At 69.1% G+C, this 13,027-nt stretch carries 14 protein-coding genes; 12 read left to right on the top strand and 2 right to left on the bottom strand.

What is annotated here, in order from left to right; genetic code table 11:
* The first annotated feature begins 40 nt into the window (after positions 1-40).
* The 5 genes from ABZ552_RS27445 (at position 41) to ABZ552_RS27465 (ending at position 4,926) form a co-directional block, all read left to right on the top strand.
* Positions 41-880, top strand: coding sequence for an alpha/beta hydrolase (locus tag ABZ552_RS27445; RefSeq protein WP_357440696.1), 840 nt, complete (start codon positions 41-43; stop codon positions 878-880).
* The gene (locus tag ABZ552_RS27450; RefSeq protein WP_357440699.1) at positions 877-1,680 is read left to right on the top strand and encodes an alpha/beta hydrolase; all 804 of its coding nucleotides are present in this window, start codon (positions 877-879) and stop codon (positions 1,678-1,680) included. Before ABZ552_RS27445 ends, ABZ552_RS27450 begins: the two co-directional genes overlap by 4 nt.
* A gap of 171 nt (positions 1,681-1,851) precedes the next feature.
* Complete coding sequence (gene hrcA, locus ABZ552_RS27455) at positions 1,852-2,883, top strand: heat-inducible transcriptional repressor HrcA (RefSeq protein WP_281874861.1); 1,032 nt, start codon at positions 1,852-1,854, stop codon at positions 2,881-2,883.
* Between the two features lie 150 nt (positions 2,884-3,033).
* Entirely contained in the window at positions 3,034-4,185 is a 1,152-nt protein-coding gene (dnaJ, locus tag ABZ552_RS27460) for a molecular chaperone DnaJ (RefSeq protein ID WP_159845083.1), read from the top strand.
* A complete protein-coding gene (locus tag ABZ552_RS27465; protein ID WP_281916927.1) occupies positions 4,186-4,926 on the top strand; it encodes a 16S rRNA (uracil(1498)-N(3))-methyltransferase in 741 nt (246 codons plus the stop codon). It abuts the gene before it with no gap.
* A gap of 176 nt (positions 4,927-5,102) precedes the next feature.
* Here ABZ552_RS27465 and ABZ552_RS27470 read toward each other — a convergent pair whose 3' ends face one another.
* A complete protein-coding gene (locus tag ABZ552_RS27470; protein ID WP_281874859.1) occupies positions 5,103-6,353 on the bottom strand; it encodes an MFS transporter in 1,251 nt (416 codons plus the stop codon).
* 96 nt (positions 6,354-6,449) lie between these two features.
* Between ABZ552_RS27470 and ABZ552_RS27475 the strand changes: the two genes are divergently transcribed.
* From ABZ552_RS27475 to era, 6 genes are all read left to right on the top strand, one after another.
* Positions 6,450-7,355, top strand: a complete 906-nt coding sequence (locus tag ABZ552_RS27475) for a LysR family transcriptional regulator (RefSeq protein WP_281916929.1) — start codon at positions 6,450-6,452, stop codon at positions 7,353-7,355.
* Between the two features lie 151 nt (positions 7,356-7,506).
* Complete coding sequence (locus tag ABZ552_RS27480) at positions 7,507-8,568, top strand: PhoH family protein (RefSeq protein ID WP_281881100.1); 1,062 nt, start codon at positions 7,507-7,509, stop codon at positions 8,566-8,568.
* 62 nt (positions 8,569-8,630) lie between these two features.
* Positions 8,631-9,185, top strand: coding sequence for an rRNA maturation RNase YbeY (gene ybeY / locus ABZ552_RS27485; protein WP_159845072.1), 555 nt, complete (start codon positions 8,631-8,633; stop codon positions 9,183-9,185).
* Positions 9,182-10,546, top strand: coding sequence for a hemolysin family protein (locus tag ABZ552_RS27490; protein ID WP_357440705.1), 1,365 nt, complete (start codon positions 9,182-9,184; stop codon positions 10,544-10,546). The genes ybeY and ABZ552_RS27490 overlap by 4 nt, the downstream gene beginning before the upstream one ends.
* Positions 10,543-10,929 carry a cytidine deaminase gene (locus tag ABZ552_RS27495; protein ID WP_281874856.1) on the top strand — a complete coding sequence of 129 codons (387 nt, stop codon included), beginning with the start codon at positions 10,543-10,545 and terminating at the stop codon, positions 10,927-10,929. Before ABZ552_RS27490 ends, ABZ552_RS27495 begins: the two co-directional genes overlap by 4 nt.
* Positions 10,922-11,839 (top strand): GTPase Era, encoded by a 918-nt coding sequence (gene era / locus ABZ552_RS27500; RefSeq protein ID WP_159845063.1) that lies wholly within the window; start codon positions 10,922-10,924, stop codon positions 11,837-11,839. Before ABZ552_RS27495 ends, era begins: the two co-directional genes overlap by 8 nt.
* Here the strand turns inward: era and ABZ552_RS27505 are convergent.
* Complete coding sequence (locus ABZ552_RS27505; protein ID WP_357440708.1) at positions 11,764-12,642, bottom strand: 2'-5' RNA ligase family protein; 879 nt, start codon at positions 12,640-12,642, stop codon at positions 11,764-11,766. The genes era and ABZ552_RS27505 overlap by 76 nt on opposite strands.
* Before the next feature lie 34 nt (positions 12,643-12,676).
* Here ABZ552_RS27505 and ABZ552_RS27510 point away from each other — a divergent pair, with 34 nt between their 5' ends.
* Positions 12,677-12,973: a hypothetical protein gene (locus tag ABZ552_RS27510; protein ID WP_357440710.1), complete on the top strand. Its 297-nt coding sequence runs from the start codon at positions 12,677-12,679 to the stop codon at positions 12,971-12,973.
* Positions 12,974-13,027 lie beyond the last annotated feature (54 nt).

Consider the following 13,027-nt stretch of genomic DNA (forward strand, 5'->3'; position numbering starts at 1 on the left):
CACGCAATCCGACCATCCATCCGGATCGAAGGGAACCGCCATGCCGACGATCACCACCACCGATGGCGTCGAGATCTACTACCGGGACTGGGGTTCGGGCCGTCCCGTGGTGTTCAGCCACGGCTGGCCGCTGAACGGCGACGCCTGGGACAACCAGATGCACCTGGTCGCGAGCCATGGTTGCCGCGCCGTCGCGCACGACCGGCGCGGGCACGGCCGCTCCGGCGACGTGTGGGACGGGCACGACATGGACCACTACGCCGACGACCTCGCCGCGGTGCTGAACGAGCTGGACATCAAGGACGCGATCCTGGTCGGGCATTCCACCGGCGGCGGCGAGGTGACCAGATACCTGTCCCGGCACGGCACGTCGCGGGTCGCCAAGGCGGTGCTGCTCGGCGCGGTCCCGCCGTTGATGCTGCGGACCGACGCCAATCCCGAAGGAACGCCGATCCAGGCGTTCGACGACATCCGCGCCGGCGTCGCCGCCGACCGATCGCAGTTCTGGAAGGACCTGTCGGTCCCGTTCTACGGCGCCAACCGCGCGGGCGCCGAGGTCTCGCAAGGGCTGCGCGACCACTTCTGGCTGATGGGCATGCAGGTGGGGCTGAAGGCCGCGCTGGACTGCGTCAAGGCGTTCTCCGAGACCGATTTCACCGCCGAGCTGCCGAGCATCGACATCCCGGTGCTGGTGGCGCACGGCGACGACGACCAGATCGTGCCGCTCGCCGCCGCGGGCGCCAAGACGGCGGAACTGCTACCGCGAGCGCGGTTGAAGGTGTATCCCGGCGCCCCGCACGGCCTGTGCGGCGCTTACGAGAAGGCGTTCGACGCCGATCTACTGGACTTCGTGCAGAACCGAGGAGCCGAGACCCCATGACGAACAGACGCTGCCTGCGCCGCGCCCTGGCCGCGCTCGCCCTGGCCTTCGCCGCCACGATGTCGGCCGGGCCCGCGTGGGCGCAGCCGCTGCCCACCATCGTGCTCGTGCACGGCGCCTTCGCCGACACGACCAGCTGGGACGGCGTCGCCGCCGCGTTGCGCGAGCGCGGCTATCGCGTGGTGACGCCGGAGAATCCGCTGCGCGGGCCCGCCTACGATGCCGCCGCCGTGCAACGCACGCTGGATACGATCAGCGGCCCGGTCGTGCTGGCCGGGCACTCCTACGGCGGCTTCGTGATCAGCAACGTGCGCGACCCGAAAGTCGAATCGCTCGTCTACATCGCGGCCTTCGCGCCGGTGCAAGGCGAGGTGGCCCAGCAGGCGCTCGACCCGATCCGCTTCCCCGGCAGCAGGCTGCTCCCGCCCGCCCTGCAGGTGAAGATCGTCGACGACGTCACCGGCGTCGCGGGGAAGAACCTGGACGGCTATGTCGCGCCCGACAGCTTCAACGCCGTCTTCGCTCAGGACGTCGGCCCGGCGACCGCGGCCGACATGATCGCCCACCAGCACTCCATCGCCGTGAAGGCCAACCTCGAACCCTCCGGACCGCCGTCCTGGTCCGGCACCCCCAGCTGGTTTCTCGTCTCGGCCGCCGACCGGGTCATACCACCGTCCTCCCAGCGCTTCATGGCCCAGCGCATGGGGGCTCGAACCAGTGAGATCGACGCCTCGCACGCGTCTCCGGTCTCCCGGCCCGACGCCGTGGCAGCGGTGATCGAAGCCGCCGTCCCGCGCTGAGCGCGGCGTTGCTCCCGCGTCGCGGGCAGGCGTAGCGGGCGAGGGATTCGGGTACCGACAATTAGACTGTGGTCGACAGACGAACCGTGATTCGCCTGCGCTTAATGGTGGCCACGGGACGTCGGCGCCGGAGACGGCGCAACCGGAGACCAATGCGAGGAGGTGCGGCCGATGTCGAGCACCGAGGATCGGCGCTTCGAGGTCCTGCGCGCAATCGTCGCGGACTATGTCGCGACCAAGGAACCGATCGGGTCGAAGACGCTGGTAGAGCGGCACAACCTGGGAGTTTCCAGCGCGACGGTGCGCAACGACATGGCGGTGCTCGAGGCCGAGGGCTACATCACACAGCCGCACACGAGTTCCGGCCGCATCCCCACGGACAAGGGCTACCGGCAGTTCGTGGACCGGATCTCCGAGGTGAAACCGCTGTCGCCGGCCGAGCGCAGGGCGATTCTGGAATTCCTGGAATCCGGTGTCGATCTCGACGACGTGCTGCGCCGGGGCGTGCGTCTGCTGGCCCAGCTGACCAGGCAGGTCGCCGTGGTGCAGTACCCGACCGTCTCGGCGTCCACGGTGAGGCATATCGAGGTGGTCGCGCTGAATCCCGCGCGCCTGCTGCTGGTGGTGATCACCGACACCGGCCGGGTCGACCAGCGTCTGGTGGAACTCGGCGCGGTGATCGATGACGAGGACCTGGCCGCGCTGCGCGGCATGCTCGGCGGTGCGATGGACGGCAAACGGCTGGCCACGGCCTCGGCCGCGGTCGCCGAGCTACCCGAGCACGCGCCGGTGCGGCTGCGCGACGTGCTGGTGCGGGTGGCCACGGTGCTGGTGGAGACCCTCGTGGAACACCCCGAGGAGCGATTGGTGCTCGGCGGCACCGCCAACCTCACCCGCAACGCCGCCGACTTCGGTTTCCCCGGGTCGCTGCGCGCGGTGCTGGAAGCGCTGGAGGAGCAGGTGATCGTGCTCAAGCTGCTCGCCGCGGCCCAGCAGCCGGGGACGGTGACGGTGCGCATCGGCGAGGAGACGCAGGTCGAGCAGATGCGCGGCACGTCGGTGGTGTCCACCGGCTACGGCGCGGCCGGCGCGGTGCTCGGGGGTATGGGGGTGCTCGGCCCGACCCGGATGGACTATCCGGGCACCATCGCGTCGGTCGCGGCCGTCGCCCGATACATCGGCGAGGTCCTCGCCGAGCGCTGACCTGACGTCTCCCGGCGACGCCACTGCTACGCTCGACCCTTCGGCCGGATAAAGTTGAGTGCACAAGACTAATGCTGTTGCCGGCGCGCTTCGCACGCGTCGCGGGCACCGGCGGCACTGTCGAAAACGACCAAGGACTAGAGAACTCAAGTGGCACGGGACTACTACGGACTGCTCGGCGTCGCGAAGAACGCGACCGACCAGGAGATCAAGCGGGCCTACCGCAAGCTGGCGCGTGAGCTCCACCCCGACGTCAACCCCGACGAGGCGGCGCAGGCCAAGTTCAAGGAAGTGTCGACCGCCTACGAGGTGCTGTCGGATCCGGAGAAGCGGCGCATCGTCGACATGGGCGGCGACCCGCTGGAATCCGGCGGCGGCGGGGCCGGATTCAACGGCGCGGGCTTCGGCGGGCTCGGCGACGTGTTCGAGGCGTTCTTCGGCGGCATGAGCGGATCGGCCGGTACGCGCAAGCCGCGCGGCCGCGTCCAGCCGGGCGCCGATTCGCTGATCCGCACCCGGCTCAGCCTGGCCGAGTGCGCGGTCGGCGTCACCAAGCACCTGACCGTGGACACCGCGATCCTGTGCGACATCTGCCAGGGTTCCGGCACCAACGGCAACTCCAAGCCGGTGCGCTGCGAAACCTGTGGCGGCGCGGGCGAAGTGCAGTCCGTGCAGCGGTCCTTCCTCGGCCAGGTGCTGACCTCGCGTCCGTGCCCCACCTGCCGGGGCGCGGGCGAGACCATCCCGGACCCCTGCCACAAGTGCGGTGGCGACGGCCGGGTGCGGGCGCGCCGCGAGATCGCCGCGCCGATCCCCGCCGGCGTCGCGAACGGCATGCGGGTACGGCTGGCCGCGCAGGGCGAGGTCGGCCCGGGCGGCGGCCATGCGGGCGACCTGTACGTCGAGATCGTGGAGCAGCCGCACGACGTCTTCGTCCGCGACGGTGACGATCTGCACTGCACCATCCGGGTGCCGATGGTCGACGCGGCGCTGGGCACCACCGTCGTGATCGACACGATCCTGGACGGTCCGACCGAGCTGTCCATTCCGGCGGGCACCCAGCCCGGCGAGATCTCGGTGCTGCGCGGGCACGGCATGCCGCGGCTGCGCTCCAGCGCGCGCGGCGACCTGCTCGCGCACCTGGACATCGTGATCCCGGCCAAGCTGGACAGCAAGCAGACCGAACTGCTGCGCAAGTACAAGGGATTGCGCGAGCGGGAGCGCGCCGAGGTGATGTCGGCGCAGTCCGAGCACAACAGCGGCTTGTTCGCGCGGTTGCGCGCCTCGTTCAGCGGGCGCTAGGTGGCCGCGACGGTCTTCTACCTCGACGAGGTGCCCGAGCCGGGCGCGGTCGCGGTGCTCGACGGCCCGGAGGGCAGGCACGCCGCCACGGTGCGGCGCATCCGGGTCGGCGAGCCGATCACCCTCTCCGATGGCCGGGGCGTGCTCGCCGAATCGGAAGTCGTCGCCGCGCAACGCGACCGGCTCGATCTAGCCGTGCGCAACCGGGTGCTCGCGGCTCCGCCCGCCCCACCGGTCACCGTCGTGCAGGCGCTGCCGAAATCCGATCGTTCGGAGTTGGCGGTCGAGCTGATGACCGAGGCGGGCGCGGACGCCGTCGTGCCGTGGCAGGCCGCGCGCTGTGTCGCGAACTGGGAGGGCAAAGCGGCCAAAGGTGTCGAGAAATGGCGGGCCGCTGCCCGTTCGGCCGCCCGCCAGTCCCGCCGGGCCTACATCCCGGACGTGTCCGACCTACACCGCACCAAGGACGTGCTGGAGTTGATCCGCGACGCGAAGTCCGGCGGCGCGATCGTCGCGGCGCTGCACGAATCCGGCACCACCCGTTTCAGCACGCTGCCCTTCGCCGACGCGACCCGGATCGTGCTCGTGGTGGGCCCGGAAGGCGGGCTGGACGACGCGGAGCTCACCGCCTTGGCCGATGCGGGAGCGGAGGTGACGTTGCTCGGTCCGACGGTGCTGCGAACCTCCACCGCGGCGGCGGTCGCGCTCGGCGCGCTCGGCGCTCTGACCCCGCGCTGGTGAGAGCCGCGCGCCACCCGCAAGGTTGGCTCGCGTCGCTGCCGAGGTGCCGAATCCGTCCTGCGCTCGGGAGCACGCGCCGCGCATGCCGTACACCGCACGGCGATCCGCACCCCGCCACCGGGACCGGCGCTGCGCCGCGACGCCCGGAGTGGCCGTCGGCAAGGGCTGCGGCCGGATCAAACCTCGATGGGCGCCGCTTCCGGCGCGCTACCGGTGGTACCCCCTGTCGCCGCACCGCGGTGCGCTCGATGCGACACCCACAGCAGTAGCGCCGCGATGACCATCAGCGATCCGATACCGCAGACCAGGCCGAGCCACCCGGCGCGAGCGTAGGCGATCCCGGCCGTTCCGCCGACGAGTGCGCTGCCGAGGTAATAGGCGAACAGGTACAGCGACGACGCCGCGCCGCGGTTGCCCTCGGCCATCGCGCCCACCCATGCGCTCGCCGCGGTGTGCGCCCCGAAGAACCCCGCGGTGAAAAGCAGCACGCCGATGATCACGGTGCCGATGTGGTCGGGGATCGTCGTCCCCAGCCCGATCGTCGTCACGACCAGCGACATCGCGAGGACGCGTGACCTGCCGATCCGATCGGTCAACCGGCCGGCGGCCGCCGAGGCCGCCGTTCCGGCCAGATACAGCACGAACACCAGCCCGGCCAGGGCTTCCGGCAATCCGAACGGCGCGCTGGTCAGCCGGTAGCCGAGATAGTTGTACATCGAGACGAACCCGCCCATCAGCACGAACGCCAGCCCGAACAGGGCGAGCAGTCCGCGCTGACGCAGCTGGCTGCCGAGGTCGCCGAGCACGGTCCGGAATCCGGCGGGTCGCGGGACGAAGCCGCGCGAGGGCGGCAACCAGCGGACGAACCACACGGTGCAGGCTACGGCGGCGAGGGAGACCGTGGCCTGCGCCCACCGCCAGGACGCCAGGTCCAGGGCGAACGCCGGGATCAACCGCCCCGCCAGCCCGCCGATCGTGGTGCCCGCCACGTAGACGCCCATCGCGGCGCCCAACCCGTCCCCGCCGATCTCCTCCGCCAGATAGGCCATCGCCACCGCGGGCACGCCGGCCAGCGCGATGCCCTGCACCGCGCGTCCGGCGAGCAGCAGATCCAGCGAGGGGCTCAGCGGCAGCAGCAGCCCGATCACCGCCGCCGCGACGGCGGAACCGATCATCACCCTGGTCCGGCCGATCCGTGAGGAGAGCGCGCTCACCGGAATGATCGCCAGCGCGAGGAAACCGGTGGTGAGCGAGACCGCCAGCGCGGCCCGCGCGGGCGTCGCACCGAAGGCGGCCGAAAGGCTCGGCAGCAGAGCTTGCGCGCTGTACATGGAGGCGAACGTCGTCAGACCGGCCGCGAACAGCGCGATGGTGATCCTGCGTTCGTGCGCGACGTCTCTCGCCGCTTCGATCCGGGTCGTGGTCATGGCTCCTCCTTCCTCCAGCATCGTCAGCCGGTGCATCTCGAAGGAAATGAATAATGGCGAGGAAGTTGATTCTCTGGACGCATATAGCGAGGTGGGATGGTGCTCGGAGAGGATCTGGAGTGGTTCACGACACTCGCCGAACTGGAGCGGGTGGGTGCGGCGGCGGATCGCTTGCACCTCGCGCAGCCGACCCTGTCGCGCATGCTGGCCCGTCTGGAGCGCAGGGTGGGTGTCGAACTGTTCGACCGGCACGGCAAACGGATCATCCTCAACGAGTACGGCCGGATCTACTACGAGCACGCCCGCCGCGCGCGATCCGAGCTGGACGCCGCGAAACAGGCGCTCGCCGATCGGGCCAACCCGGCCGGGGGCGTCGTGCGGTTGTCGTTCCAGCACTCGTTCGGTGGCTCCCTGGTACCGCAGCTGATCAGCGGTTTCCGGCGCGTCTCCGGCCGGATCACCGTCACCCTGTGGCAAGGGGCGGCCACGGCGGTAACCGAGCGGGTGCTCGAAGGCGCGGCCGATCTGGGCATCGTCTCGCCGCGCCCCGCCGTCGCGGGCGTCGGCTGGCGGGTCGTGCTGCGCCAGCCCCTGGTTCTCGCGGTGCCGCCGGATCACCGGTTGGCCGGGCGGCGGCAGGTGCGGCTCGCGGAGGCGGCCGACGCGGAGTTCGTCACCATGCACCACGGGTTCGGTATGCGGCGCATCTTCGACGAGCTGTGCGCCGCGGCGGACATCCGGCCGCGCATCGCGTTCGAGTCGAGTGATCTCGTCACCGTGGCCGGGCTGGTGTCGGCGGGTCTGGGGGTGGCGATCCTGCCGCAGGAGGATCCCTTGTCGGCGGGGCCGTTGTCCGGCCCGGTGACGGTGCCGCTGGCGGACGCGGGCGCCGCGCGCGCGGTCGGGCTGGTCTGGCCCGCCGCGGCGACGCCGCCGGACGCGGTGCGACGCTTTCGTGACTTCACCGAGGATTGGGCGCGGCGGCGTGGGGGAATTCCGTGAGGGCCGGTTCTGCCCGCGGCTTATTCGCTGGGCGGTGTCGGTGGGGCGCGTTAAACTTTTCTCAATACAGCAGTCGAGACCGGAAAGCAGGCTATAGCCACTTTTGAGAACACAAGGCGAGATCGGCGACCCGTCCACCCCAGCGGCAGGCATCGGCGCCGGCGACAACGGTTCGGGTCCGGCAGCGCGCACCGTGCGCTCGAGCATCGAACTCGCTCCAGAATCCGTGTTCCCCTTCCTCGGTTCGGCCGACCAGAACCTTCGTGAACTGGAAGCGCTGCTCGACGCGGACATTCACGTCCGCGGCAATTCCGTGACCCTCACCGGCAAGGCGGCCGACGTCGCGCTCGCCGAGCGGGTGATCGAGCAGTTGGTCGCGCTCACCGGCCGCAACCGCGTGGTGACTCCCGAAGCGGTGCGGCACACCGTATCGATGCTCACCGAGGGCTCCAGCGAGTCTCCCGCGGAGGTGCTCAGCCTGGACATCCTGTCCCGGCGCGGCAAGACCATCCGGCCCAAGACGCTGAACCAGAAGCGCTACGTCGACGCGATCGACGCCAACACCATCGTGTTCGGCATCGGTCCCGCCGGTACCGGCAAGACCTATCTGGCGATGGCGAAGGCGGTCCAGGCGCTGCAGTCCAAGCAGGTCAACCGGATCATCCTCACGCGTCCGGCGGTCGAGGCGGGGGAGCGGCTCGGCTTCCTGCCCGGCACGCTGAACGAGAAGATCGATCCGTATCTGCGGCCGCTGTACGACGCGCTGCACGACATGATGGATCCGGAGGCCATTCCGAAGCTGATGGCGGCCGGTGTCATCGAGGTCGCGCCGCTTGCCTACATGCGCGGACGCACCCTGAACGACTCGTTCATCATCCTCGACGAGGCGCAGAACACCACCGCCGAGCAGATGAAGATGTTCCTCACCCGCCTCGGGTTCGGCTCGAAGATCGTGGTGACCGGTGACGTGACGCAGGTCGATCTGCCGACGGGCGCGCGGTCCGGTCTGCGCGCCGCCAGCGAGATCCTCACCGAGATCGATGACATCCACTTCGCGGAGCTGACCAGCAGCGACGTGGTCCGCCACCGGCTGGTCTCGGACATCGTCGACGCTTACGACCGCTTCGAAGCCGAAACCCGGCCGCAGGTCGCCCCGCATTACGGCGGCAATCGCGCGCAGCGCCGCGCGGCGAGCCGGTCGGACCGGCGATAACTCGTCTCGCCGGGCGGGGCTCCGCTCCGCCGACGCGGCAGCCGGGATCGTAGGCTGTTCGGGTGAGCATCGAGATCGCCAACGAGTCGGGCATCGACGTACCCGAAGAAGAGCTGGTCAGCGTCGCACGGTTCGTGATCGCCCGGATGGACGTCCACCCGGCCGCGGAGCTGTCGATGGTGCTCGTCGATCTCGACACCATGGCCGACCTGCACATGCGCTGGATGGACCTACCCGGCCCGACCGACGTCATGTCCTTCCCGATGGACGAACTCGAGCCGGGCGGGCGGCCCGACAGCCCCGAACCCGGCCCGTCCATGCTCGGCGACATCGTGCTGTGCCCGGAGTTCGCCGCCGGACAGGCGCGCAAGGCGGGGCACTCCCTCGATCACGAACTCGCCTTGCTCACCGTGCACGGCGTCCTGCACCTGCTCGGCTACGACCACGCCGAGCCGGAGGAGGAGAAGGAGATGTTCGCGCTGCAGGCCCGGCTGCTCGAGGAGTGGTACGAGAGCCTGCGGGAGGCTCGGCGGCGCGCCGAGCTGGCCGAACGCGACGCGCGGTTGCTGGGCAAGGCGGGCTTCACCACACCGGGTGACTCCCTGGGTCCCGCGTGAATTCCCTGACCCTGGTCCTGCTGGCGGTCCTGCTCATCTTCGTGGGTGGGGTTTTCGCCGGCGTCGATTCCGCCCTGAACACGATCTCGCCCGCCCGGGTGGACGACATGGTGCGGGCCGACCGGCCCGGCGCGGTGCGGCTGAGCCGGGTCGTCGACGACCGGGCGCGCTACGTGAATCTCATGGTGCTGCTGCGCATCCTGTGCGAGATCGGCGCCACGGTGCTGCTCGCGGCCGGACTGATGACGGTCTGGGGGAGGAACTGGGCGCTGCTGATCACCGCGCTGGTGATGGTGCTGGTGTCCTACGTGGTGATCGGTGTCGGCCCGCGCACGCTGGGCAGGCAGCACGCGTACTCCATCTCGCTGGCGGCGGCCTTGCCGCTGCAGTTCATCGGTGCGCTGCTCGGCCCGCTGAGCAGGCTGTTGATCCTCATCGGTAACGCGATCACCCCGGGTAAGGGTTTTCGCAACGGCCCCTTCGCTTCCGAGATCGAATTGCGCGAGGTGGTCGAGATGGCCGGTGAGCGCGGTGTGGTCGCCGACGACGAGCGGCGCATGATCCAGTCGGTCTTCGAACTAGGCGACACACCGGCGCGCGCGGTGATGGTGCCGCGCACGGAGATGGTCTGGATCGAAGCGGACAAGACCGCTGCGCAGGCGATGTCGCTGGCGGTGCGCTCCGGGCATTCGCGGATCCCGGTGATCGGCGAGAACGTCGACGACATCCTCGGCGTGGTCTATCTGAAGGATCTCGTGCCGTTCGCCGAGCGCAGCCGCAAGGTGCGGGTGCAGGAGGTGATGCGGCCCGCGGTGTTCATGCCCGACTCCAAACCGCTGGACAGCCTGCTGGACGAGATGCAGCGCAGGCGCAACCACATGGCTTTGCTGGTGGACGAGTACGGCGGGATCGCGGGTCTGGTGACCATCGAGGACGTGCTCGAGGAGATCGTCGGAGAGATCGCCGACGAGTACGACACCGACGAGACCCCGCCCATCGAGGATCTCGGCGACGGTCACTACCGTGTGTCGGCCCGGCTGTCGGTGGAGGATCTGGGCGAGCTGTACGGGCTGGAGATCGAGGAGGAGGACGTCGACACCGTCGGCGGCCTGCTCGCACACGAGCTGGGCCGGGTGCCGCTGCCCGGGTCGAAGATCGAGGCGCACGGGCTGGTGCTGCGCGGTGAGGGCGGCCCGGACGCGCGCGGCCGGATGCGGGTGAACACCGTGGTGGTACGCAAAGCGCGCGAGAAGGTCCCCGCCGGGAAGCCCAACGGGGACAATCCCAATGGCAAGCGCAAGGCCAACGGATCGGAGCGGGAGATCCCTGCCGATCGCGACGAGGACGGAGACAGCGAATGACCGAACTGGACGCCGAGGACAACAAGCTGGTGGTGCTGGCCCGCGGCGCGCTCGGCCGCACCGGCGGGGCGAGCGGAGCGGCGATCCGGGACACCGACGGACGCACCTACGCCGCGGGCGAGGTCACGCTGACCGCGCTGCGGCTGACGGCGCTGCAAGCCGCCGTGGCCGCGGCGTTGTCCAGCGGCGCGGAGGGATTCGAGGCGGCCGTCGTGGTCGGCGGGCGGTTGTCCGACTTCGGTGTGACCGCGGTGCGGGAGGTGTCGCCGGAGGCGCGAATCATCTTCACCGATCGCGACGGCGCGGTGTTCGAGGTCGTCGACGACTCGGCGGACGCGGCCGACGCGGTGAGCGCCGACTCCGGCGAGGTCCGCGGTGGCTGAGGCACAGGGCAAGGGCGAATTCCGTTCCGGTTTCGTCTGTTTCGTCGGTCGCCCGAATACCGGCAAGTCGACGCTCACCAACGCACTGGTCGGCGCGAAGATCGCGATCACTTCTTCGCGCCCGCAGACGACCAGGCATACGATTCGCGGCATCGTGCACCGCGAGCACGCGCAGCTGATCCTGGTCGATACCCCCGGCCTGCACCGCCCGCGCACCCTGCTCGGCCAGCGGCTCAACGATCTTGTGCGCGACACGTATTCGGAAGTCGACGTGATCGCGCTGTGCATCCCGGCGGACGAGAAGATCGGGCCGGGCGACCGCTGGATCGTGCAGCAGATCAAGCAGATGGCGCCGAAGACGACGCTGTTGGGCGTGGTCACCAAGATCGACAAGGTGAGCCGCGACCAGGTCGCCGAGCAACTGCTCGCCGTCTCCCAGCTCCTGGGCCCCGAGGCCGACGTGGTGCCGGTGTCGGCGGTCAAGGGTGAGCAGGTCGAGGTGCTCGTCGACGTCATCGCCTCGAAGATGCCGGAGGGCCCGGCGTTCTACCCGGACGGCGAACTCACCGACGAGCCCGAGGAAACGCTGATGGCCGAGCTCATCCGCGAAGCCGCGCTCGAGGGCGTCCGCGACGAACTGCCGCACTCGCTGGCCGTCGTCATCGAGGAGGTCCTGCCCTACGAGGACCGCGAGGACATGCTCGACGTCCACGCCCTGCTCTACGTCGAGCGCCCCAGCCAGAAGGCCATCGTCATCGGAAAGGGCGGCTCCCGGCTGAAAGAGGTCGGCACCAACGCCCGCAAACAGATCGAACACATCCTCGGCACCCGGATCTACCTGAATTTGCACGTGAAGGTGGCGAAGGACTGGCAGCGGGATCCGAAGCAGTTGGGCAAGCTCGGGTTCTGAGCGGTTCGATCGCTCTCGGAAACCTCTCGAGGTGCCGTGCACACCTCCGGCGGTGGTCGGGACATGGAGGCATGGGTACTGAGCGGCTGGCACCGGTTCAGGTTGATCACCTTGCCGGGTTGATACGTCTCGGTGATTCCGGCGCAGTGTTCTGCCATGTCATGCGCCGGAATCACCGCGTCCACCGGGATCTTGGTGATCTCGCGCCATCCGTACCGATGGTTGTCCCGGTTCAGCGCGATGAGCGATACCGCCGTCACCGCCTGGGAGACTTGTATGTCATCGAGTTCATTTCGCGTGAGCAGGTCGCGAAGGTCGGGTATCGACGCCACGCCAGTGGAGTAGGCGAGCGACAGGTGGGGATGGAAGCGGTCGCCGCGCTCGGGCACCTGATCGCTGCCCCAGACATCGGCGATGGCGCGTTGCAGATCGTCGCGGATGTCGATGAAGCACTCAGGGTTCGCAATCGGCATACCGATGGTTTCCCGGTCGACGCGTGGTGGTCCGATCAGGGCGTCGAATGGCTCACGCCGGGACAGGTAGTTCTCGGCGGCCTCGCTGATCCGCCGTATATCCGCCGTTGTCACCTGATCGGTGAATCCGATGCCCTGGATTGTGATGTGCAGTCCCTCGCGCGCAACGGGATCCATAGTGGATATTTGCGAAAGAGTCGGCGCGAAGACCTGGGCCAGCTGCCCAGCTGGGGAATCGTCGTCAAAGGTGATGTGCCAGGTGTAGAACGACTTGCCCTGCTTCCATCCCGGACGCCACCACCAGTGATCCGCCGTGTAGTCCTCGGCCATGAAGTCATTCTCCGTTCGTATCTATGGTTGGTCCATGAACGATGCGACAGCGGTCCGGCTCGGAACCGCGGACGACGCACGGCACCACTTCGATGCGATCTGTGAGCTGTATGACGAAGCGTTCTCGGTGCCCCCGTTCGTTTGGCCGGACATCGAGTCGCAGCGTCATCGAGAGATGCTCAGCGAGATGATCACCGAGCCAGGCTTCGGTATCGCTCTCGCGGAATGTCGTGACACTCTTGTAGGTTTTGTGTACGGAACCACTCTGACCACCGCCACCAGTTGGTGGGTGTCAGCGCTCTTCGAAAATCCGGCCACCGGCGCTCTTTGAAAATCGGCCACCCATCCACGATCGGAAGGGTGATCTCAGTGCAGGAATGGGCGC

Origin of the sequence: Nocardia sp. NPDC019219 (assembly GCF_040632645.1) — a bacterium.
Taxonomy (GTDB): domain Bacteria; phylum Actinomycetota; class Actinomycetes; order Mycobacteriales; family Mycobacteriaceae; genus Nocardia; species Nocardia sputorum.